We start from the raw sequence: 22,166 nt of genomic DNA, 5'->3' as shown, positions 1-22,166 counted from the left end.
GTACCACTCCCGGCTCGGAACACGTATGAACTGCAACTCTCGCCGTACACCCGCGCACGCCCAAACGCGCCGTACGCCCGCTGCCGGGCTCAGGAGTCGGTGCTGAGCTGGCCCAGTGCGGCGACCACGGCGCCGGACTCCTCGCAGACCCAGACCGGGTCGGGGCCGCCGAGCTCGGGGTGGATGTGCAGGGCGTGTACGGCGTCCTCGCAGCGTGGGCACACCGGCCAGCGGCCGACGCGCATCAGGAGGGCGTCCTGCACGTCCTGGGCGACCAGCCCGCCGACGTACGGCTCGCCGGCCGGCCACTGCTCGGCCCACCATCGGCGTTCGGAGACGGCGTCCTCCAGCAGCGAGACGGTCTCTGCGGAGGCGACCCCCGTGGCCTCCAGGTCTCGCATCACGACGGCGCGGGCGGAGAGCAGTTGGTCGGTCACCCTCCCATTGTGCGTCGCCCCCGGTGAGACCCCGCCAACCGTGGATTCTTGATGCACGAACCGGGTGCGGTTGATGCGCGAACCGTGGCTCGTTGGGGTGGGCACCAAGAATCCACGGTTCGAAGCGCAATCTTGCGGGGTTCGCGCATCAAAAGGGCGGTGTTCGCGGCCCTAGAGTGACCGGGTGAGGATTCATGGACTGCTGCTCGCCGCGGGGGCCGGCCGGCGGATGGGTACGCCGAAGGCGCTGGTCGACGACTGGTTGTCGCGCGGTGTGACCGCCCTGCGCGACGGAGGCTGCGACGAGGTGACCGTCGTGCTCGGTGCCGCGGCCGCTCAGGCCCGTTCCCTGCTCGAAGGCGTCGAGGTCGGCATTGTCGAGGCGGACGACTGGGCCGACGGCATGGGCGCATCCCTGCGTGCCGGGCTGGCCGCCCTGGCCGGGCTCGATGCACTGCCGGACGCAGCACTGGTCACCCTCGTCGACCTCCCGGACGTCGGCGCGGACGTCGTACGCCGGGTGCTCGCCGCCCCGCAGACCAGCCCCGGGTCGGAGCCGGCGGGCGGTGAGTCGCGGACGCAGTCGATCACCCTGGGCGTGCTCCGCCGGGCGTCGTACGCCGGCGTGCCCGGGCACCCCGTGCTGATCGGCCGCGACCACTGGTCCGGCGTACGCGCATCTGCCGAGGGTGACCGTGGCGCCCGCGCCTATCTGGCCGCCCGCGAGGTCGAGCTGGTGGAGTGTGGCGACCTGGCCACGGGGCAGGACGTCGACAGCCCAACCCGCGACCAACGTCGCGCTGAGTAGCCTTGAATGCATGGACACTCCACACACTCCGGGCTCGGTCGCCGAGGTCGAGAAGTTCCTCGGTGACACCGGCTACGTGTGTGAGGAGTCGTTGGCGACCGTGGTGTTCCTCGCGCTCACCATGCAACGACCCCTGCTGCTCGAGGGCGAGCCCGGCACCGGCAAGACGGCACTCGCCGAGGCGATCGCGGAGGCCCAGGGGCTGCCCCTGATCCGGCTGCAGTGCTACGAGGGGATCGACGCGACGCAGGCGCTCTACGACTGGGACTTCCCCCGCCAGATCCTGCACCTGCGTGCCCTCGAAGCCTCGGGCAACGCCGACGTGCAGCAGGCCGAGAAGAGCCTGTACGACGAACGCTTCCTGCTCGCCCGACCCGTGCTCCAGGCGCTGCGTGAGAGCCCGGCGGTGCTGCTGGTCGACGAGGTCGATCGGGCCGACGACGAGTTCGAGGCCTTCCTGCTGGAGGTGCTCTCGACGTACCAGGTGAGCATCCCCGAGATCGGCACGGTGCGCGCGGCGACGCCGCCGATCGTGGTGCTCACCTCCAACCGCACCCGCGAGCTGCACGACGCGTTGAAGCGGCGCTGCCTCTACCACTGGATCGACCACCCGGGGCTGGAGCGCGAGGTCGAGATCCTGCGCTCGCGCAACCCCGAGGTCAGCGAGACGTTGGCGCGTCAGGTCGCCACCGCCGTCCAGTCGCTGCGCACCGAAGACCTCCTCAAGCCTCCGGGCGTGGCCGAGACCCTCGACTGGGCGCGGGCCCTGCAGGCGTTGGGTGCCACCGAGCTCGACCTGGCCACCGCCTCGGCGACGTTGGGCGCGCTGGTGAAGTACCGCGAGGACGGCGACCGGGTGCGCCAGGCCCTCGACCGGCTGATGGCGGTGTGACGGTGCCGCACGCCGCCGACGAGATCCTGCTCGGCTTCACCCGCGCGCTCCGCGCCGCCGGCGTCCCTGTCACCCAGGACCGAACCCATGGGTTCGCCTCGGCGGTCGCGCTGCTCGGCGCCGACGACCACCGGGCGACGTACTGGGCGGGCCGCGCCACGCTCTGCGCCGGACCCGACGACCTCGAGCGCTACGACCAGGTGTTCCACGCCTGGTTCAACCACCGCGACGGACTGCCGCGCCCGGCGCCGTCGACCGAGGCGTCGGCCCCGCTCACGACCGACCTGCTGGGCGGTGACGACGACGAGCTGGCCGGTGACGACGCGGCGGGTGATGACCCGGTGCGGGCGATGGCCAGTCGCACGGAGCTGCTCCGGCATCGCGACGTCGGCACCATGTCGGCCTCCGAGAGGCGCCTGCTGACCACGCTCTTCAGCGCGCTGCACCCGCGCCTGCCCATGCGGCGTACTGCCCGACAGCACGCGTGGCACAGGGGCTCCGTCGATGCCCGCCGCACCCTGCGGGCCAGCCTGCGGCGCATGGGGGAGCCCGCCGACCTCGCGTGGCGTCGGCGGGGTGCCCGGCCGCGCCGGGTGGTGCTCCTGATCGACGTGTCAGGGTCGATGAGCAGCTACGCCGACGCCTTGCTGCGTCTGGCACACCGCTTCGCGACCACCGACGAGGGCCGTCACGTCGAGGCGTTCACGGTCGGCACCCGGCTGACGCACATCACCCGCGCGCTGCGACAGCGCGACCCCGACCGGGCCCTGGTCGCGGCCGGAGACACGGTGCCGGACTGGTCCGGTGGCACCCGACTCGGTGAGGTGATGCGGGTCTTCCTCGACCGGTGGGGCGCCCGCGGCCTGGCCCGCGGTGCCGTGGTCGTGGTGTTCAGCGACGGCTGGGAGCGCGGCGACACGGCCCTGCTCGGCGAGCAGATGGCGCGCCTGCACCGCCTCGCGCACAAGGTGGTCTGGGTGAACCCGCACCGCGGCAAGGCCGGCTACCTGCCCGTGCAGCAGGGCATCGCCGCGGCGCTCCCGCACGTCGACGACTTCCTTGCGGGTCATACCCTGACCACGTACGCCGAACTGTTGGAGGTCGTGGCAGATGCGTGAAGTGCTCCCGGAGCTCTTGGAGTGGTGGCGGGCCGGCGAGACGGTCGGCATGGGCACGGTCGTGGCGACCTTCCAGTCCGCACCGCGGCCCCCGGGCGCCTCGATGCTGGTCGGCCCGGAAGGTACGGCGGTGGGCTCGGTCTCCGGCGGCTGTGTCGAGGGTGCGGTCTACGAGCTGGCCGGCGAGGTGGTCGAGTCCGGCGCACCCGTCTTCCAGCGCTACGGCATCTCCGACGACGACGCGTTCGCGGTCGGCCTGACCTGCGGCGGCATCCTCGACGTGTACGTCGAGAAGGTGAACCAGGAGACGTTCCCCGAGCTGGGTGAGATCGCCGACGACCTCGAGGCCGGTCGCGCGGTCGCCGTGGCGACGGTGATCGAGCACCCCGACCCGTCGTGGGTGGGCCGTCGCACCCTCATCCGCCCTGACTCCGCGACACTCCCTGACGTTCAGGCCCCCAGCAGGACCGAAACGTCAGGGACTATCCCAGAGGAAGGGCCGAAACGTCAGGGAGTATCTCTGGGGAGTGCGCGGGTGGACGACGCGGTCCGCGACGACGCGCTCGGGCTGCTCGCGTCTGGGCACAGCGGCACGCTGTCCTACGGACCCGACGGCGAACGCCGCGGCGAGGGCATGCGCGTCTTCGTGTGGGCCTTCGCGCCCAAGCCCCGCATGCTGGTCTTCGGCGCGATCGACTTCGCCGCGGCGGTGGCGCGGATCGGCAGCTTCCTCGGCTACCACGTGACGGTCTGTGACGCCCGCCCCGTGTTCGCGACCAACACCCGCTTCCCCGAGGCCGACGAGGTGGTCGTCGACTGGCCGCACCGTTTCCTCGCCGCCGAACAGGAGGCCGGGCGCATCGACTCGCGCACGGTCCTCTGCGTGCTCACGCACGACCCCAAGTTCGACGTACCGCTGCTCGAGGTGGCGCTGCGGCTGCCCGAGGTCGGGTACGTCGGCGCGATGGGCTCGCGGCGTACGCACGACGACCGCCTGGCGCGGTTGAAGGAGGCCGGCGTGACGTCCGAGGAGATCGACCGGCTGTCCAGCCCGATCGGCCTCGACCTCGGTGCCCGCACCCCCGAGGAGACCGCGGTCAGCATCGCCGCCGAGATCGTCTCGTCGACCTGGGGCGGCAGTGGTCAGCCACTGGCCGCACTCGAGGGCCGGATCCACCGGTAGCGAACCGCCACCTGTCCGTTCGGGCAGGCCGGACCCGTCACCTTGCCGGGCTCTCCGGGCCGGGCACGCTCCTACTGTCGTGGGTGAAGGCGTCTGGTCGGCGCACACACCACCACGGAAGGCCACGACATGGGGCGGTACGTCATCGAGCGGGAGTTGCCCGGAGCCGGAGAGCTCGACGAGCAGCAGCTCCACGACATCAGCGCCAGGTCCAACGAGGTGCTGGCAGGCATGTCGGACATCGAGTGGGTCCAGTCGTGGGTCACCGACGACAAGCTCTACTGCGTGTACGACGCCGCGAACCCCGAGGACATCGCCGAGCACGCCCGCCAGGGCGGGTTCCCGTGCGACCGGGTCAGCCCGGTGACCGGCACGATCTCGCCGGAGACCGGTCGCTGAGAGACTCCGCCAGGGCGGACCCAACGTTCTCGCAACGTTTGGCGGTGCACAGTGGTGCAGGTCACACAGTTGGGAGACTTTGATGAGCACGACGATGGTCCCGGCCAGCGGGGAACGCCACGGCAGCACTCTGCGGGAAGGCCCCGTGGAGACCTTTGAACTGGCCAAGTTCCATGCGCCCGAGGTGGTGCTGGGCACCGGCTCCCTCGCCGAGGCCGGTTTCGCGGCCGGGCGCCTGGGCGCCCGGCGTCCGCTGGTGGTCACCGACCCGGGCATCATCGAGGCCGGCTGGGTCGACGAGCTGCTCGGCCACCTTCGCGAGTCCGGTCTCGAGCCGGTGGTCTTCTCGAGCGTCACGCCGAACCCGCGCGACCACGAGATCCGCGCGGCCTACGCGCACTACGCCGAGTGGGACTGCGACGTGATCATCGGCATCGGCGGCGGTTCGGTCGCCGACGCGGCCAAGGGCGTGGCGATCCTGTCCGGCAACGGCGGCGACATCCTCGACTACGCCGGGGTCGACCTGATCACGCACCCGATCCCGCCGCTGCTGATCATCCCGACGACGTCGGGCACCGGCGCCGACGTCAGCCAGTTCTGCATCGTCACCGACACCGAGAGGTCGGTGAAGGTGACCATCCTCGGCCGGGCCCTCGTGCCCGACATCTCGATCACCGACCCGCGGCTGCTGGTCACGATGCCCGAGGACCTCAACGCCGCCACCGGCCTCGACGCGCTGACCCACGGCATCGAGGCCTTCGTCTCGCTGGCCCACAACCCGCTCGCCGACACCCATGCGATCAGCGCCGTCGGGCTGGTCTGTCGCAACCTGCGTACGACGATGACCACGCCGCGTGAGGCCGAGGCGAGGCGCAAGATGGCCCAGGCCAGCCTCCAGGCCGGGCTGGCGTTCTCCAACGCGATCCTCGGTGCCACCCATGCGATGAGCCACCAGGTCGGCGGACTGCTCGACGCCCCGCACGGCGTCGTGAACGGCGTACTCCTGCCGCACGTGGTCCGCTACAACGCCCGGGCCACGCCGGAGCGGTTCGTCGAGCTCGCCGCTGCGGCCGGGCTGTCGGTGCAGGGCATGCCCGGCGAGGAGGCGGCCGAGATGCTCGCCGACCACATCCGCCTGCTGGCCGACGACATCGGCGTGCCCCGTGGGTTGAGGGAGCTGGGGGTCACCGAGGAGGACATCCCGCGGCTGGCCCGCACCACGCTGGACGACGCCTGCCTGACCACGAACCCGCGGCTGGCGAGTGAGCAGGAAATCGCCGAGCTCTTCCGGAACGCTCTCTAGAGATGAGTGATCGGCACACTCCCACGGGGAGCGATCTCACCACCCTCACCGGCGTCCGGTCGGGCAAGGGCTCCTACTACCGCGCGTACGTGCGCTCCGACGAGCGGATGCAGCACGCCGTACGAGCGATGGACTCGATCAGCCGCGCCCTGGTGCGCACGGCGGAGGGCCCGCGCGCGCTCCTGGAGGAGGTGGCCCGTGCGGCCGCCCAGCACCTCGACGCACAGTGGACCGTGCTGGCCCTCTCCGACGGCCAGCTGCCGGGCGCACGCCCGCGCTTCCTGGCCGTCGACCACGTCGGCCGGGTGATCGACGACGACGCCGACCTGCCCCACCACGTACGCCGCGAGCTCGGCGCGATCCGTGCCGGACACGCCACCGGTGCACCCGGCTTCGACCGGTGGGTGCGGGTGCCGATGACGCTCGACAACGCCATGATCGGCAGCCTGGTCGGGCTGCACGGTCTCGACGCGGAGCCCGAGCCCGGCGACCTCTCCGTGCTGCGCATCCTGGCCAACGAGGCCGCGGTCTCCCTCTACAACTGCGAGCAGTACCAGGCCGGCCTGGCCCTGCACCGCCGGGCCCAGCGGTTGTACGACGACGCGGTGTCCCAGGCACTCGACCTCGAGGAGCGGACCCGCGAGCTTCGCCAGGCCGAGGAGCGACTGCTGGTCGCCCACCAGCGTGAGCTGGTCGACCACGAGCGGCACCGCATCGCCCGTGAGCTGCACGACAACGTCACGCAGTTCGTGCTCTCGGCGGGCATGTCGATGGAGATCGCGCGTGGAGAGGCCGAGGACCTGGGCGCGTCGGCGGCCGGGCTGCTCGGGCACCTCAGCACCGCCAAGAACCTCACCCAGGAGGCCGTCGACCAGCTGCGCCGCGCGATCTACGCGTTGCACCAACCGCACCGCGACACGGTCTGGACGCTGCCCGAGCTGTTGCAGGAGGTGGCCGAGCACCACCGGCCGCACCTGTCGGTGCACCTGCACATCGAGGGCGAGGTGCAGGTGCTGCCGGCCGACGCCGACCACGAGATCGCCCGGGCGGTCGGCGAGGCGTTGTTCAACGTGGCGGTGCACGCCGAGGCGACGCGGGCCGTGATCCGGATGCGCTACCGGACCGACGAGCTGTTCGTCAGCGTCGCCGACGACGGTGTCGGAGACCCGGGGGAGCTGGCCCGCAAGCTCCGCATCGGTCGGGGCCGGCCGGCCGACGGGCGCCACTGCGGCCTGGCCAACATCTACAGCCGCCTCTCCGACATCGGGGGGTCGCTCGCCTTCCGCCGCGCCCGCATCGGCGGCGTACGGATCGAAATGCGTGTCCCGCTGCCCCTGGCGGTCAACCGCCCGGGGATGATCACCGGCCTGGTGGGAGCCAGGCCAGAGGAGGAAGCATGCCCACCCTGAGCCCACCCGAGGCGCCCACCGGGCCCGACGTCGACACCGTCGACATCATGCTCGTCGACGACCACGCGATCGTGCGGCAGGGACTGCGCTCGATCCTGGAACGCGAGTCCGACCTGCGGGTCATCGCCGAGGCGTCGAGCCGTGCGGAGGCGCTGGCCGTGATCGCCGCGGCCCGCCCGCGCATCGTCCTGCTGGACCTCAAGCTCTCGACCTCGTCGGACTCCGAGGGCCTCGACCTCTGCGCCGAGCTGTCCGAGCAGTACCCCCATCTCGGCATCCTGGTGCTCACCACGTTCCTCGACGACGCGTTGGTGCTGCGTGCGGTGCGGGCCGGGGCCCGCGGCTACGTGGTCAAGGACGTCGACACCTCGGGTCTGATCCGGGCGATCCGTGACGTGGCGCGAGGCGAGAGCGCCTTCGACGCGCGTTCGGCCGCGGCCATGGTGCGCGGGCTGAACGCGCCGACGGCGGCCGAGCAGAAGCACCTCACTCCTCGTGAGTGTGAGGTGCTGGCACTGCTCGCCCGCGGCCTGTCGAACCGTGACATCGGCCGGAGGCTCTACATCTCCGAGACCACGGCCAAGTTCCATGTCGGGAACATCCTTCGCAAGCTGGGGGTGACCCGCCGCGCGGAGGCGGTCTACGAGGCTTCCAAGCTGGGCGTCATCTGATCGACTGATCAGGGAACGGCCAGCACCGTCCGCTCCCACGTGGTGTTCACGATGATCGCGGCCGAGGCGTAGAGCGCGACGACGGCGTCCGCGATCAGCAGGTAGCCGGCGAGGTGGCCGAGTCCGGTGCTCTCGAAGAACGCGCCGAAGGCGGCCAGGTAGAACACCGCGCACAGCAACGTGAAGATCACGATCGTGGTCAGGTTGGTGCGCAGCGCGGCGAGCAGCATGTACGTCGAGAAGATCGCCCACGCCAGCAGGAACATCCCGGTGATGGCGGCGGCGTCCGCGGTCACCATCGGGCCGTAGAACTGCACGAGAAGCGCGTAGCTGAGCCAGAAGCCGGCGTACGCCGTGAACACCAGCCCCGGGAACGTCTCGCCGCGCTGGAAGTGGATGATGCCGGCGACCAGCTCGGTGAGGAAGCCGAGCGAGAGGGCCAGGGAGAGCACGGCGGGAGTGGCGAGCGGGTCGATCAGCCCCGACATCACCGTCGAGAGCACGAGTGCGGAGATGCCGAAGCTGGCCAGGCCCAGCGGGAACGGGTCGCCCCAGCCGGAGGGCGCAGGTGCCGCGGCAGGGGCGGGCATCGTGGCCGCATGGGCCGGGCGACTGTCGATGTCGGTCATGTTTCCTCCAGGAGTGGTTGGGCTTCTGACGCTAGGAGTCGCGGGTTCCCGGCGGACCGCCCGAGCGGCGGGGTGCCGGGCCTGTCCGGACAGTCCTCTCCCGGCCCTGCGTGAAGCCGAAGTACAGGTACGGCGTGCGTCGCCCGCGTGCCGGCGTACGGGTGGGTGAAGTCGGGGAGAGGTGCGCAGGCATGATGATCGAGCCGAACGCCCGAAGACACGACAACGTGGTTGACGTGAGCACCTGACCTTGGGGCGGCCAGCTCGTCGTTCGCTGGCCGTTCGCTGACGGCCTGCACCGGACCGTCCGACAGGTAACTCGCAGGCTGCCGGCCCCGTCTGAGCGTGAACCGCTCCCTGACCCGCCTGCTCACCTGTCCTACGGTCCGCCCCCGTCGCGTCGACCAGGTGCCGGCCGTGTCGGTGAGTGCTGCCTGTGACCGCAACAGCCACTGGGTGCGATCCACCACGTCGTGGTCGAGGATCAGGCGAGGTCGATCAGGAGCCAGCCGCCGTGGGCCTCGCGGACGTCGTACGGGTGGCCGGTGGCGGCACCCCAGGCGTCGAGGTCGTCGAGGGAGATGGTGCGTACGTGGCCCCAGGTCGCGTCGGCCTCGTCCTCGAGGGGGACCGCGATCACGACGCGTCGGCGGGCCACGCGCAGGGCCTCGTGGACGACGCGTTCGCCATGGTCGGGCTCCAGGTGCTCGAGCAGGTGGACGGCGAGCACGTTGTCGCACGAGTCGTCGGCGAACGGCAGCCGGCCGGCGTCGGCGGTGCGCGTGTGCACCTCGCGGCCGAGGCGCGGGGCGACCGCGTCGAGCAGGCCGACGGTGCCGGCGGAGACGTCCGAGGCGATCACCGCGCGCCCGGCGGCGGCGAGCCGGAGGGACAGGAAGCCGAAGCAGCAGCCCAGCTCGAGCACCGTGCCGGGAGCCAGCGCCTGCTCGGCCAGGCCGTAGACGGGTGCGTAGTCGGCGATGGTCCCGTGCCGGGTGCCGGTCGGGTCACCGGTGAGGGACTCAGCGACCCGGGCGAGGGTGTTGGCGTAGAAGTCGGTCCACGCGTCGAGCGGCTCCGCACGGGTGCTGAGCACGATGCCGGTGAGCAGCCGCTCGAAGAGGTCGGGTCCGCGCAGCCAGCCGGGCTGGAACAGCTCCTCGGCGATCAGGCCCGCCAGGTCGTCGTCGATCTGGTCGGGCCGCAGCGCGTGCGAGAGCTTGATCAGGGGGCCTTCGTGGAGGATGTCGAAGTGCTCGGTGCGCACGGTGCGCAGCTGCCGGCGTGGGCGGGGGCCGTGCAGCGCCGTCACCTCGACCATGGCGTCGCGGTAGACGCCGTTGTGGGTCGCGACGAACGGGTCGATCGCCGAGACCGGCTCGACGGCGCTCATGCCGGGCCCCTGGGCGAACCGCACCGCCGGACCCTCACGTCGTCACCTTCAGTGAGGTGGTGACTTCCTCGAGGCCGTGCAGGTTGCGCACCACCTGCACCTTGTCGGTGTGTTCGGCGTACGCCGGCAGGTCGCAACCACCCAGTCCCCATGAATAGCTGGGCTCCGGGGTCAGCCAGATCGTGGAGCGCGCCCGGCGGGTGATCTCCTCGAACGCCTCGAGCCCGGGGTCCTTGCCGTTGCCGCGACCGTCGCCGAGCACGATCACGGTCGTACGCCGGTTGACCGCCGAGCCGTACTGGTCGAGGAACTGGCGGAACGACGACCCGTAGTCGGAGTCGGCGTCGACGTCGAGGATGCCGCCCGCTGGCAGGCCCGCCATCACGAGGGACAGCGCGTCCTCGATGCGGTGCTCGGAGAACAGGTCGGTGATCTCGACCATGTCCTTGACGAACGCGAAGGTGCGCACCGACGACGCGACCGACTGCAGGCTGTGCACCAGGTGCAGGGTGAACCGCGCGGTCGAGCGCACCGACAGCGAGACGTCGCACAGCACCAGCAATCTGGGTCGGTCGTGTGCCTTGGCGACGGTGACCGGCCGGAACGGGACGCCGTCGTACTTTATGTTGCTGCGCATGGTGCGCCGGCCGTCGACCACGCCGCGCGCGGCCGTCGTACGACGGGGGCGGGGCGCGCCGTGCAGGCTGCGCAGCAGGCGACGCAGCGACTCCTCGAGCTCGGCACGCTCGTGCTCGTCGACGGTCTCGGCCTGTGCGGCCTGGAGCTCGCGGGTCTCGATCTCGCGCTCGGTCTCCATCAGCTGCTGGAGGTGGTCGCGGATCCGCTCGGGCAGGCTGGCCAGCCAGGGCGCCAGCGCCTTGCGCAGCGCGGCGAGGTCGCCGTCGTCGACGAAGGTGTCCTCGGGCAGGCGTTCCTCGAGCCAGCTCAGCAGCGCCATCTCCTCGTGCACCGACAGCTCGGTGTCGAGCTCCATGCCGGGGCTGCGGACCAGGTCGCCGGGGTTGCCCGGGTTGTGCATCCGGCGGGTCGAGAGCTGCACCCTGGCCGCCTCGCCGGCGCTGGTCTGGGTGTCGTTGGAGAGGACGATCTCGTCGGTCAGCGCGGCGATGTCGATCTTGTTGGCCTCCTGGTGCAGGTTGTACTGCTGGGCCATGTCCTCGGGCTTGAAGAACTCCTTGATGTCGTCGGGCTTGCCGTGCGAGTGCCCGTCCTCGGGGATGTCGCCGGGCTCCTCCGACAGGGTGAAGTCGGTCAGCTCGCCGTCGTCGCTCAGGTCGTCGTGGGTGTGCTTGTGCTCCTCGCCGGCTTCGTCGATGACGGGACGCAGTCCGAAGAACCGGTCGAAGACGCGGTCGAAGGTGGCCAGGTCGCGCCGGTCCTTGACCAGGCTGACCGCCAGCGCCGCGCGGAGCACCTCGCGTTCGTCGAGCACGCTCGGTTGGGCCACCGCGTGCATGGCGTCGATGACCTCCGCCGTACTCACCCGCACGCCGTGGAGTCGCAGCAGGCGGATGAACCGGTGGACCGCGCCTTCCATGCCGTCGGCCTAGACCGGGCGCTTGCGCGCCGAGAAGGACCGGCTGCCCTGGCCGGGTGACACCGCACGCGACGGGCCGAGCTTGTTGTCCGCGCCGTAGTAGCCCTTGTCGTGGCGGCCGGGCCTGTCCTTGGCGGCGCGGGCGGCCTTGCCGTCGACGTCGCCGGAGTCATCCCGTGACGCGGGCGGCTGCGGCGCGGGGTCGTGGTCGTGACCGTGGCCATGCCCGTGACCGTGCCCGTGACCGTGCAGGCTGTCGGGCACGACGGCGTTCGGGTCGACCATCTTCGGGATCGCGGCGAGCGCCTTCTTGAGGTCGCGTTCGTACTTCACGACGACGTTGAGCGTGCTGGACAGGATGTCGGAGGTCAGCTCCTCCACGCCCAGCACGGCGAGGGTGCGCGCCCAGTCGATCGTCTCGGAGATGCTCGGCGCCTTGCGCAGGTCGAGGTCGCGCAGGTCGCGCACGATCTCGACCAGGCGTACGGCGAGCGCGTCGGAGAGGCCGGTGTCCTTGGAGCGGATGATCTCCAGCTCCCGCTCGGCGTCGGGGTAGTCGAGGAAGAGGTGCAGACAGCGCCGCTTGAGGGCCGCCGAGAGGTCACGCGTGTTGTTGGAGGTGAGGACGACGTACGGCAGGTGCTTGGCGCGGATGGTGCCGATCTCGGGAATGGAGATCTGGAACTCGGAGAGCAGCTCGAGGAGCACCGCCTCGAGCGCCTCGTCGGCCCGGTCGACCTCGTCGATGAGGAGTACGACGGGGTCGTCGGAGTCGATCGCCTCGAGCAGGGGACGGGCGGCGAGGAAGCGCTCGGAGAAGAACACCGAGTCCTGCTTGGCGATGCGCTCGATCGACTCGTTGAGGTCGGCGGCGTCCTCGACGATCGAGCCGATCTTCTCGCGCAGGATCTGGGTGTAGAGCAGCTGCTTGCCGTAGTCCCACTCGTAGAGCGCCTTGGTCTCGTCCTGGCCTTCGTAGCACTGGAGGCGGAGCAGTCGCCGGCCGGTCGCATGGGCCAGACTCAGGGCCAGCTGGGTCTTGCCGACGCCGGCCGGGCCCTCCAGGAGCACCGGCTTGTCGAGCCGGGTCTGGAGGAAGACGGTGGTGGCCAGGCGGTCGTCGGAGAGATAGCCGTGCTCGGCAAGGCGCAGCCGGGCCTCCTCGACGTCGGCGAAGGCGGGGGCCGGTTCGGGCAGCGTGCTCACGTTCTCTCCTCAGGCAGTGGTTGCGTGGCCGGTGGGATCCGGTCCGGCCGCCGGCTCGATGGACGGCGACCGGACCGGGGCTCTGTCAGCTGATCAGGTCGTCCAGATCGCCGTTCATGCAGTGATCGATCACCGGGCGCACGGTCTCGAACGTGCACTCCTTGGCATTGCCCGGCGTACAGGCGTCACCGAGGACGTGGTGGGTGATGCGGTCGATGTCCTCGTCGTCGCCCTTGATCACCGGTGCGTTCTCGTAGTACGCCGTCGGGCCGGTGCCCAGGCGGTTCTTCGAGTAGCTGTCCTGGGTGACGTCGGTGAACTTCTCCGGGATGCCCACGTCGCGGAGCAGCCGGATCGACGCGGCGAGGGCGGCGTCGGCAGCCTGCACCTTGGTCATGCCGTGGGTGTCGATGCCCATGGCCTCGGCGATGTCGGCAAAGCGGCCGTAGACCGCGGGCATGTTGAACGCCCACACCCGGGGCAGCGCGATCGCGTTGTTGAGCCCGTGGTGGGTGTCGTAGAACGCCGACACCGCGTGCGAGATCGAGTGGATGATGCCGAGACCGCCGGAGTTGAACGCCTGGGCGGCGATGTACTGGGCGTACATCATGCCCTCGCGGCCCTTGAGGTCCTGGCCGTTCCACACTGCCTCGCGCAGGTTCTCCGAGGTCAGCTTGATGGCCCGGATCGCGTTGCCGAGTGACGGCTCGAAGTTGAGCCGTGACACGTACGGCTCCGAGGCGTGTGCCAGCACGTCGAACCCGCACTGGGCGGTGTAGTCGACCGGGCAGTCGAAGTAGAGCACCGGGTCGTCGATCGCCAGGGTGGCGACAGAGGCGTCGTCGAAGGCGACGTACTTGTGCGGGTTGTCGGGGTCGGTCGTGGTGTCGGTGATGACGTAGGCCCACGACGTCTCGGAGCCGGTGCCGGCCGTCGTCGAGACCGCGATGTGCGGCGGGTTCTTCGGGTTCTCGGACATGTTGAAGCCCTCGAACTCGTTGACGTTGCGCCCGTCGTGCGCCACCGAGATGCGGGCGCCCTTGCAGGCGTCGTGCGAGGAGCCGCCACCGATGGAGACGAACGAGTCGCACGCGTTCTCCTGGTAGAGCTTCACCGCGTCCATGGTGTTGTAGTCCTTGGGGTTGGACTCCACCTTGTCGTAGAGCACGACCTCGAGGCCGTGGTACTTCATCGACTCGACGATCTTGTGCACGATGTCGGTGCCGCGCAGGCCCGAGGTCATCACCAGCGTCTTGCGGAAACCGAGCTTGAGCGCCTCGGGGCCGATCATCTCGTGCGCGCCGGGGCCCATCAGGGCCCGCGGGAACGGGTGGAACTCCTTGATCGGGAACGGCTTGAGCAACTCGTCAACTTGCATCAGAGAAACCTCCGGATTCGGGGTGGGTGCTTCGGACGCTAGGTCCGTCGGAAGGGCCCCGAACAGACGAGGATCGCGAAACCGGCCGCGGGGGGAGGGGTGCACCTGTCCTTCCCGACAGGTGCCACCGACCGCTGCGATGGTTGTGGCGTTCTCGGGCGTCGAGACGGAACCGGTGACGCCGTCACGGTCCACGGGCTACGGTTGCGAGAGACCGTCAGGAGAGCCGATGTCCGTCGATCGTCAGCAGCTGCACGAGCGCAGGATCGATGCCGTGCGCGCCTGGACCGCCTTCGTCGAGCAGGGTGACCGGGCCGAGCAGCTGGTCCGTCCCGAGATCCTGCACTCGTGGCGACGGTCCGGCTCGCTGATCAGGCCGGACGTGACCGAGGCCCCGTTGGCCGACGAGGCCGACACCGCGGCGTACTGGGCCGGTTCGCCGCTCCAGGTCGGCGTCGAACGTGTCGAGGACGAGCTGCGGCGTACGGCGGACGACGGCGACCTGGTGCTCGCCGTGACCGACCCCGAGACCCGCATCCTGTGGACGTACGGCGGCCGCGTGATGCGCCGCAAGGCCGAGTCGGTCAACTTCGTCGTCGGCGGCAAGTGGGACGAGGCGAGCGTCGGCACCAACGCGCTCGACCTCGCGCTGCGCACCGGCGGGCCGTCGATGGTGTTCAGTGCGGAGCACTTCGCGCCGATCGTGCACAACTGGGTGTGCTGGGCGGCGCCGGTGCACGACCCTGCGACCGGTGAGGTGCTCGGCGTGATCGACCTGTCGACCACCTGGGACCGCACCCACCCGATCGGGCTGGCCACCGCGCGCATGATGGCGCGGGTGATCGAGGGGGCGATGCCCCGGTCGATGCATGCCGGTGGTCGGGCCCCTCACCTGGTGCTGCCCGACGACGAGATCGGGCTCAGCCTGCGGTTGCTCGGCTCGGCCGAGGTGCATCTCGACGGCGAGCGCCTGCTGCTCAACCGACGGCAGACCGAGATCCTCGCGCTGCTCACCCTCCACCCCGACGGGCTCACCCTCGAGCAGCTGCACGCGCTGCTCTACGGCGACCAGTCGATCACCCTGTCGACGCTCAAGGCCGAGGTCTCGCACCTGCGGCACGCGGTCGGTGGCCAGCTGGCGTCGCGGCCCTATCGCCTCACGCTCCCGGTGCAGGCCGACGTCGAGACCGTCGTACGCCTGCTCCGCCAGGGCAAGGTGCGCGAGGCCGTGGCGGCGTACGGCGGTGACCTGCTGCCCGGCACCGAGTCCCCGGGGCTGGGGGAGTACGCCGACTATCTCGCAGTCGCCGTGCGTGAGGCGCTGCTGGCCGACCCGGTGCCGGCGGCGGTGGTGCGCTACACCGAGCTGGCGCCCTATGACACCCAGGTGATCGAGGCCTGCCTGGCCTCGCTCGGCGAGGCCCCGCACCCGCTCAAGCCCCTGCTCCGCGGCAAGCTCGCCGCCGCCTCATCCTCCCGATAGTCCCTGACGTTCGGGCCCCCCAATTCGGGATACTCCCTGACGTTCGGGCCCCCAAATCGGGATACTCCCTGACGTTCGCGCCCCGGAGGGACCGAAACGTCAGGGAGTATCGCGGCGAGAGGGCCGAAACGTCAGGGAGTATCCAACCTTTCGCCAACCTCGGGTTCATAGCGTGAGCCGGGTCACAGGTAGCCAGTGCGTCTGCGAGGAGTCGTCCATGACCAGGATCGAAGTCACCGTCGACGGAGCAAAGGTCTCCGACGACGTCGAGCCACGGATGCTGCTGGTGCAGTACCTCCGGGAGAAGCTCGGCAAGACCGGCACCGTGATCGGGTGCGACACCAGCAACTGCGGGGCGTGCACGGTGCACCTCGACGGGCGCAGCGTGAAGTCGTGCAACGTGCTGGCCGTGCAGGCCGACGGCCACGAGGTGACCACGATCGAGGGGCTGGCCACGAACGGCGAGCTGCACCCGATGCAGGCCGCGTTCCACGAGTGCCACGCCCTCCAGTGCGGCTTCTGTACGCCGGGCATGATCATGCAGTCGATCGACCTGCTCAACGACAACCCGAAGCCCGACGAGAAGCAGATCCGCGAGGGCATCGAGGGCAACCTGTGCCGGTGCACCGGCTACCACAACATCGTGCGAGCCGTGCAGACCGCGTCCGGGCAGGAGGTCGGCAAATGACCGTGACCGAAGAGCCGCAGATGGAGATCGGCCGGGACCGGCGCCGCAAGGAGGACCAGCGACTGATCACCGGTCGCACCCGCTGGACCGACAACATCACCCTCCCGGGCATGCTGCACCTGGCCATGGTGCGCAGTCCTTTTGCGCACGCCAAGATCGTCAACATCAACGTCGACGAGGCGAAGGCGGCGCCCAACGTGGTCACGGTGGTGACCGGCAAGGACCTCGGCGAGGAGCAGGGCTCCCTGCCGAACGCCTGGCCGATCACGCCCGACCAGGTCACCCCGCCGCACCCGCCCGTCGCGATCGACCGGGCCACGTTCGCCGGCGAGATCGTCGCGGTCGTGGTGGCCCGCAGTGCCGCCGAGGCGCGTGACGCGGCCGAGCTGGTCGACGTCGACTACGAAGAGCTGCCCGCGGCCCTCGACCTCAAGGAGTCGGCGGAGGACAAGGTGCTCGCGCACCCCGACCTCGGCACCAACAAGTCGGCACTCTGGGTCTTCGACTCGGCCGACGCAGGCACCGGCGGCAACGTCGAGGAGGCCATCGCCAAGGCGCGTGAGGACGGCATCGTCCTCGAGCGCGAGTACCGCCAGCAGAGGCTGATCCCCGCGTTCATGGAGCCCCGCTCGACCGTGGTCGACCCGACCGGCGAGCAGATCACGATGTGGAGCGCGACCCAGATCCCGCACATCCTGCGCTTCCTGCTGGCCGCCGTACTCGGTGTCTCCGAGGCGAAGGTGCGAGTCATCGCGCCCGACGTCGGCGGCGGCTTCGGCGGCAAGCTGCAGACCACGCCCGAGGAGTTCATCACCATGGTGCTGGCCCGGCGGCTGGGCAAGCCGGTGAAGTACACCGAGACCCGCTCCGAGTCGATGATGGCCGCCCACCACGGCCGCGACCAGTGGCAGAAGCTCACCCTGGCCGCCGAGAAGGACGGCACGGTGACCGGATTCAAGGTCGAGCTGCTGGCCGACCTCGGCTCGCACGTCTCCCTCGTCGGTGGCGGCGTCCCGGTGCTCGGTGCGTTCATGTTCAACGCGATCTACAAGTTCCCCGCCTACCACTTCGCGGTGCAGACGGTGCTCACCAACAAGGCCTGGACCGACGCCTATCGGGGTGCAGGGCGCCCCGAGGCGACGTTCGGGATCGAGCGCATGATGACCGAGCTGGCCGCCGAGCTGGGTGTCGACCCGCTCGAGGTGCGTGAGAAGAACTGGATCAAGCACGAGGAGTTCCCGTTCACCACGGTGGCCGGGCTCGAGTACGACTCGGGCAACTACGAGGCCGCCACCGCGTTGGCCAAGGAGCACTTCGGGTACGACGAGCTCCGGGCCGAGCAGAAGGCCAGACGTGAGTCGAAGGACCCGATCCAGCTGGGCATCGGTGTCTCGACGTTCACCGAGATGTGCGGCCTGGCGCCGAGCCGCGTGCTGGGCAGCCTCGACTACGGCGCCGGCGGCTGGGAGCACGCGACCGTGCGCATGCTGGCCACCGGCAAGGTCGAGGTGGTCACCGGAGCCAGCGCCCACGGCCAGGGTCACGAGACGGCGTTCAGCCAGATCGTCGCCGACCGGCTCGGCGTGGCCTTCGAGGACGTCGAGGTGCTGCACGGCGACACGATGGTCGCGCCGAAGGGCCTCGACACCTACGGCTCCCGGTCGCTCGTCGTCGGTGGTGAGGCGCTCGTGCGGGCCGCCGACAAGGTGATCGAGAAGGCCAAGCCGATCGCGGCCCACCTGCTCGAGGCATCGGTCGACGACATCGAGTTCTCGGCCGGTCGCTTCGGGGTCCGTGGCACCGACCAGGGTCTCGCGATGGCCGAGGTGGCGCTGGCGACCTTCGCCGCGCACAATCTGCCCGACGGTGTGGAGCCGTCGCTCGACTGCGACGCGACGTACGACCCGGTGAACTTCAACTACCCCCACGGCACGCACCTGTGCGCGATGGAGGTCGACACCGAGACCGGTGCGGTCAAGATGCGCAAGTACACCTGCGTCGACGACATCGGCAACGTGATCAACCCGCTGATCGTGGCCGGCCAGGTGCACGGCGGACTGGTGCAGGGCATCGCGCAGGCGCTCTGGGAGGAAGCCGTGTACGACGACTCCGGGACGCTGGTCTCGGCATCGTTCGTCGACTACCTGGTGCCGACCGCAGCCGACACGATCAGCTTCGACGTCGACCACACCACCACGCCGTCGCTGACCAACACGCTCGGCACCAAGGGCGTCGGCGAGGCCGGCACGATCGCCTCGACACCGGCGGTGGTCAACGCGGTGGTCGACGCGATCCGGCAGTTCGGCGTCAACGACGTCCGCATGCCGTGCACGCCGGAGAGAGTGTGGAAGGCGATCAACGACGGCGGCGGCGGCGACAAGACCACGGAGGCGGCCGCTCCGCACTTCGACGACAGCGGCGACACAGCCATCGCGGACGGAGCCCCGGAATGATCCCCGCAAAGTTCGACTACCTCGCGCCCACGACGGTCGAGGAGGCCCTGGCCGCCCTGGCCGAGCACGGTGACGACGCCAAGATCATCGCCGGCGGGCAGAGCCTGCTGCCGGTGCTGCGGATGCGCCTCAACGCACCCGAGATGATCATCGACCTCGGCCGCATCGAGTCCCTGCGCGGCGTGACCGAGGACGGCGACGCCCTCGTGATCGGCGCGATGACCACCCACACCGACGTCGGCAAGAACGCCCTCGTCGCCGAGCACGCGGCGGTGATCACCAAGGCGATCGAGCACCTGGCCGACGCGCAGGTCCGCCACCGCGGCACGTTCGGTGGTGCCCTCGCGCACGCCGATCCGGCGGGAGACCTCGGGGCACCGGTGCTGGCGCTCGATGCGGAGTTCGTGATCACCGGCAGCGGGGGAGAGCGCCGGGTGTCGGCGTCCGACTTCTTCGAGGACTTCATGACCACCGCGATCGGCGACGACGAGATCCTCACCTCCGTACGCATTCCCAAGCACACCGGCTGGGGTGGCCACTACGAGAAGTTCGTGCGGGTCGCCCACCAGTGGCCGATCGTCGCGGTGGCCGCGACCGTGCGCGCCGAGGGCGGCACCATCGCCGAAGCGCGCATCGGCCTGACCAACATGGGCTCGACGCCCCTGCGCGCGACCGCCGTCGAGCAGGCGCTGGTCGGCCAGCCGGCCACCGACGAGGCCGTACGCCGGGCAGCTGAGTCGGCCGCGGAGGGCACCAACCCGCCGTCGGACCTCAACGGTGACGCCGACTATCGCCGACACTTGGCGACGGTGCTGACCCGTCGGGCCGTGCTCGCGGCCGCGGGAGCGTGAGCCCGTGCAGCTGACCCACGAGTTCACCGTGCCCGCCTCGCGCGCCGAGACCTGGGCCGCCTTCAACGACATCGAGTCGGTGGCCGGATGCTTTCCGGGCGCCACGGTCACGTCCTTCGAGGGCGACACGTTCACCGGCAGCTGCAAGGTGAAGCTGGGCCCGATCGCCCTTGTCTACAACGGATCCGGCTCGTTCACCGAGAAGGACGAGTCCGCCGGCGTCATGAAGATCAAGGCGATGGGCAAGGACAAGCGCGGCAACGGCACCGCCGGCGCCGACGTCGTGGCCACCATGAGCGAAGCCGGCCCCGGCGAAACCCGGGTCGAGGTGGTCACCGACCTCAACATCACCGGCAAGCCCGCCCAGTTCGGCCGCGGTGTCATCCAGGACATCAGCGACAAGCTGCTGGGCCAGTTCGTCGACTGCCTGAAGACGAAGGTCGGCGGCACGCCCGAGCCAGACGCGGACTCCGAACCGGCCTCGGTGCCGACGGGTGCTGCGGCGGTCTCCGCACCCGGCGGCGACCCGGACGCTGGTCCGGCGTCGGCGCCCGCCGCGGAGAGCTCGGCCGCGCCCGCCCCACAGGCGAGTACGCCGTCGCGCCACAAGGCCGAGTCCTCCGGATCCTCGGGCTCCTCCGGCTCGGACGACGCACTCGACCTCGGTGCGACCGTGCTGCCGATCCTGCTCAAGACCTACGGCAAGCAGCTGGCTGCCGCCCTCGGCGTACTCGCCCTGGTCGTCTGGATCACCCGCCGCCGCTGCTGCTGAACGAGCGCCCTTCGAGACGGCTCGTCCCTCGCCTCCTCGGAACCCATCTCGAGACCACGCCGCGAGATGAACGCCCGCGGGCCGGCCGGGTGGAGTGGGGTAGGCGGGCCCGCGAGCGTTCCTTGGCCGGTCAGGCATCAGGTATGCGGGCTGATGCAGACCGTGGGCGCCGCCAGTTCTTGGGAGGGAGAGGCGGCCCGTGACAACGATTGAGCCAGTACGACAACCGCACGGCAAGGGCAAACGTCCAACGCACTGACAAACAACCTCAAACTTGGCACCTACGTGACAAGAAATGCCGTCCCGCCTTTCGTTGGCCGAGTGGCGAGCGTCGACCGGCGGAGCCTTCGCGGTGTGGTCTCGATACACCGCCTCGTCCCTCGGCGGCACTCGACCACCGAAGGTCCCTCGGCGGCACTCGCACAGCGGAGCTTTCGTTGGTCAAGCAGCGAGCGCCAGCGAGCGTATCGAGACCGGGTCACCAGCCCGATCAGGTCAGAGCTTGGCGGCAGCCCGCAGGCGCAGGGAGTTCCCGACGACCAGCAGGGCCGCCACGACGCCGAACACCAACCCCAGCAGGGGACTGAGCACACCGAGCCCGGCGCCGACGAGTCCGACCACAGGCGTGACGAGACCGATGACCCGGTTGGTGCGTATCACCGACAGGGCAGTCCGCGAGAGAGACAACGCGCCGGCCACCGCGTCGACCGCCAGCGTGTCGAGCCCGATCGACGACGGGCCCGGCGCTGGCCCTGAGCACACGGCCAGGTCGGCAACCTCCAACGCGTCGGCATTCGCAGGGGACGGCCCGACCATCGCGACCACCTGACCCGCCTCCTGGAGCTCGGTCACCACGCGAGCCCGCTTCTCGGGCGCGACCTCGGCATGCAGCACGTCGATGCCGACGGCAACACCCAGTCGTTCGGTGTTGTGGCTGGTGCCGTCAGAGACAAGCACCGGCGCGAGGCCGAGTGTGCGCAGTCGGTCGACGGAGGCCAGGGCGTCCTCGCGGACCACGTCGTCGACGGTGATGTGGCCCAGTGCCCGGGCGTCCACCTCGACGGCGACGGTGGTGCCGTCCCCGCCGACGTGGTCGAGCCCGATCCAGTCGGGGCGTCCGACCCGCACCGGGTGCCGGTCGACGGATCCGCTGATCCCGAACCCGGGGGTCTGCACGACGTCGGTGAGGTGTCCGCGTCCGGCGAGCTTGGCGATGGCACGTCCGACCGGGTCCTCGGCGGAGTGCTCGAGGGCGCCGGCGAACCACCGCAGGTTGCGGTCGTGGTCGGGCTCGACCGGGTCGACGGAGACGACGGCGAGCTCGTCCGCGGTGATCGTGCCGCTCTTGTCGAGCACGATCACCGTGATCCGTTGGGCCGTGTGCAGCGCCGGCTCGGTGAGGCGCAGCCCGACAGCGGCCCCGCGTCGTACAGCGAGGCGCAGCGGCAGCCACGCCGACAACAGGTAGCCCAGCGGGAACGCCGCCAGCAACGCGGAGGTGGCGACCCGCATGCCAGCGGAAGCGTCGTCCAGGA

20 protein-coding genes are annotated in these 22,166 nt (G+C 70.4%); 13 read left to right on the top strand and 7 right to left on the bottom strand.

What is annotated here, in order from left to right; all coding sequences use genetic code 11:
* Positions 1-89 precede the first annotated feature (89 nt).
* Positions 90-437 (bottom strand): hypothetical protein, encoded by a 348-nt coding sequence (locus tag ASD66_RS03640; protein WP_235529952.1) that lies wholly within the window; start codon positions 435-437, stop codon positions 90-92.
* 184 nt (positions 438-621) lie between these two features.
* On the opposite strand from ASD66_RS03640, the gene ASD66_RS03635 reads away from it, so the two are divergent.
* From ASD66_RS03635 to ASD66_RS03600, 8 genes are all read left to right on the top strand, one after another.
* A complete protein-coding gene (locus ASD66_RS03635) occupies positions 622-1,245 on the top strand; it encodes an NTP transferase domain-containing protein (RefSeq protein WP_056890055.1) in 624 nt (207 codons plus the stop codon).
* 10 nt (positions 1,246-1,255) lie between these two features.
* Positions 1,256-2,137 (top strand): AAA family ATPase, encoded by an 882-nt coding sequence (locus ASD66_RS03630; protein ID WP_056685479.1) that lies wholly within the window; start codon positions 1,256-1,258, stop codon positions 2,135-2,137.
* Positions 2,134-3,255: a vWA domain-containing protein gene (locus tag ASD66_RS03625; protein WP_056890054.1), complete on the top strand. Its 1,122-nt coding sequence runs from the start codon at positions 2,134-2,136 to the stop codon at positions 3,253-3,255. Before ASD66_RS03630 ends, ASD66_RS03625 begins: the two co-directional genes overlap by 4 nt.
* A complete protein-coding gene (locus tag ASD66_RS03620) occupies positions 3,248-4,438 on the top strand; it encodes an XdhC family protein (protein WP_056890053.1) in 1,191 nt (396 codons plus the stop codon). Before ASD66_RS03625 ends, ASD66_RS03620 begins: the two co-directional genes overlap by 8 nt.
* Positions 4,439-4,567: 129 nt before the next feature.
* Complete coding sequence (locus tag ASD66_RS03615; RefSeq protein ID WP_056890052.1) at positions 4,568-4,837, top strand: DUF4242 domain-containing protein; 270 nt, start codon at positions 4,568-4,570, stop codon at positions 4,835-4,837.
* Between the two features lie 82 nt (positions 4,838-4,919).
* A complete protein-coding gene (locus ASD66_RS03610; protein WP_056685493.1) occupies positions 4,920-6,140 on the top strand; it encodes an iron-containing alcohol dehydrogenase in 1,221 nt (406 codons plus the stop codon).
* Between the two features lie 2 nt (positions 6,141-6,142).
* Positions 6,143-7,549: a MadS family sensor histidine kinase gene (locus ASD66_RS03605; RefSeq protein ID WP_056890051.1), complete on the top strand. Its 1,407-nt coding sequence runs from the start codon at positions 6,143-6,145 to the stop codon at positions 7,547-7,549.
* Positions 7,537-8,220, top strand: coding sequence for a MadR family response regulator transcription factor (locus ASD66_RS03600; RefSeq protein WP_056685498.1), 684 nt, complete (start codon positions 7,537-7,539; stop codon positions 8,218-8,220). Before ASD66_RS03605 ends, ASD66_RS03600 begins: the two co-directional genes overlap by 13 nt.
* A gap of 8 nt (positions 8,221-8,228) precedes the next feature.
* Here ASD66_RS03600 and ASD66_RS03595 read toward each other — a convergent pair whose 3' ends face one another.
* The 5 genes from ASD66_RS03595 to mdo all read right to left on the bottom strand — a co-directional run bounded on the left by ASD66_RS03595 (position 8,229) and on the right by mdo (position 14,384).
* On the bottom strand, positions 8,229-8,849 hold the full coding sequence (locus tag ASD66_RS03595; protein ID WP_056890050.1) for an acetate uptake transporter: 621 nt from the start codon (positions 8,847-8,849) through the stop codon (positions 8,229-8,231).
* 484 nt (positions 8,850-9,333) lie between these two features.
* On the bottom strand, positions 9,334-10,242 hold the full coding sequence (mftM, locus tag ASD66_RS03590) for a mycofactocin oligosaccharide methyltransferase MftM (protein ID WP_156388524.1): 909 nt from the start codon (positions 10,240-10,242) through the stop codon (positions 9,334-9,336).
* A gap of 34 nt (positions 10,243-10,276) precedes the next feature.
* A complete protein-coding gene (locus ASD66_RS03585) occupies positions 10,277-11,800 on the bottom strand; it encodes a VWA domain-containing protein (protein ID WP_056890048.1) in 1,524 nt (507 codons plus the stop codon).
* 9 nt (positions 11,801-11,809) lie between these two features.
* Entirely contained in the window at positions 11,810-13,006 is a 1,197-nt protein-coding gene (locus ASD66_RS03580) for an AAA family ATPase (RefSeq protein ID WP_056890047.1), read from the bottom strand.
* Between the two features lie 85 nt (positions 13,007-13,091).
* Positions 13,092-14,384 (bottom strand): NDMA-dependent methanol dehydrogenase, encoded by a 1,293-nt coding sequence (mdo, locus tag ASD66_RS03575; RefSeq protein WP_056685512.1) that lies wholly within the window; start codon positions 14,382-14,384, stop codon positions 13,092-13,094.
* A 229-nt stretch (positions 14,385-14,613) separates the two neighbouring features.
* On the opposite strand from mdo, the gene ASD66_RS03570 reads away from it, so the two are divergent.
* The 5 genes from ASD66_RS03570 to ASD66_RS03550 all read left to right on the top strand — a co-directional run bounded on the left by ASD66_RS03570 (position 14,614) and on the right by ASD66_RS03550 (position 20,631).
* The gene (locus ASD66_RS03570) at positions 14,614-15,867 is read left to right on the top strand and encodes a hypothetical protein (RefSeq protein ID WP_056685517.1); all 1,254 of its coding nucleotides are present in this window, start codon (positions 14,614-14,616) and stop codon (positions 15,865-15,867) included.
* A 217-nt stretch (positions 15,868-16,084) separates the two neighbouring features.
* Positions 16,085-16,555 carry a (2Fe-2S)-binding protein gene (locus ASD66_RS03565; RefSeq protein WP_056685520.1) on the top strand — a complete coding sequence of 157 codons (471 nt, stop codon included), beginning with the start codon at positions 16,085-16,087 and terminating at the stop codon, positions 16,553-16,555.
* Complete coding sequence (locus tag ASD66_RS03560; protein WP_056685522.1) at positions 16,552-19,008, top strand: xanthine dehydrogenase family protein molybdopterin-binding subunit; 2,457 nt, start codon at positions 16,552-16,554, stop codon at positions 19,006-19,008. Before ASD66_RS03565 ends, ASD66_RS03560 begins: the two co-directional genes overlap by 4 nt.
* The gene (locus tag ASD66_RS03555) at positions 19,005-19,859 is read left to right on the top strand and encodes an FAD binding domain-containing protein (RefSeq protein ID WP_056890046.1); all 855 of its coding nucleotides are present in this window, start codon (positions 19,005-19,007) and stop codon (positions 19,857-19,859) included. The genes ASD66_RS03560 and ASD66_RS03555 overlap by 4 nt, the downstream gene beginning before the upstream one ends.
* Positions 19,860-19,863: 4 nt before the next feature.
* Complete coding sequence (locus ASD66_RS03550; protein ID WP_056685527.1) at positions 19,864-20,631, top strand: SRPBCC family protein; 768 nt, start codon at positions 19,864-19,866, stop codon at positions 20,629-20,631.
* A 495-nt stretch (positions 20,632-21,126) separates the two neighbouring features.
* On the opposite strand, the gene ASD66_RS03545 is transcribed toward ASD66_RS03550, so the two are convergent.
* Positions 21,127-22,143 carry an HAD family hydrolase gene (locus ASD66_RS03545; RefSeq protein WP_200949845.1) on the bottom strand — a complete coding sequence of 339 codons (1,017 nt, stop codon included), beginning with the start codon at positions 22,141-22,143 and terminating at the stop codon, positions 21,127-21,129.
* Positions 22,144-22,166: the final 23 nt, after the last annotated feature.

It is taken from the genome of Nocardioides sp. Root151 (assembly GCF_001427925.1).
GTDB lineage: Bacteria > Actinomycetota > Actinomycetes > Propionibacteriales > Nocardioidaceae > Nocardioides.
This window is presented reverse-complemented; position numbering and strand designations above follow the sequence as displayed.